The following is a 472-nucleotide window of genomic DNA, read 5'->3' on the forward strand; positions in this document are numbered from 1 at the left end:
CAAGGAGCCAGCCGCCGAAGGTGGGGTAGATGATTGGGGTGAAGTCGTAACAAGGTAGCCGTATCGGAAGGTGCGGCTGGATCACCTCCTTTCTATGGAGTCCATGTCGTCTGCAGGGCGACGGACATTAAAATAATACACATTCGTTTCTTATTTGTTCAGTTTTGATGGAGTTTTCATTCCTAAGTAAGGGGCCATAGCTCAGCTGGGAGAGCGCCTGCCTTGCAAGCAGGAGGTCAGCGGTTCGATCCCGCTTGGCTCCACCATTCTTCCAAGAATGAACACTTGAAAGAAACCCGTCAATATGGTAGAATATCATTCGTTGCCGCCAAAAACGGCAGCCGATTTGTTCCTTGAAAACTGGATATCGAAACAAAGCAATAAATGCTGAATCATCCTTAGATCTTTTGATCTATAACTAAGTGGGAAACCACATTGGTTAAGCTAATAAGAGCACACGGAGGATGCCTAG

The 472-nt window shown here is 46.8% G+C and carries 1 tRNA gene and 1 rRNA gene; both read left to right on the forward strand.

Annotated elements, in window-relative coordinates:
- Positions 1-92, forward strand: a 16S ribosomal RNA gene (locus ACZYR9_RS27550); the annotation flags it as partial.
- 98 nt (positions 93-190) lie between these two features.
- Positions 191-266: transfer RNA gene (locus tag ACZYR9_RS27555), tRNA-Ala, on the forward strand.
- Positions 267-472 lie beyond the last annotated feature (206 nt).

It is taken from the genome of Paenibacillus sp. F024 (assembly GCF_057814255.1).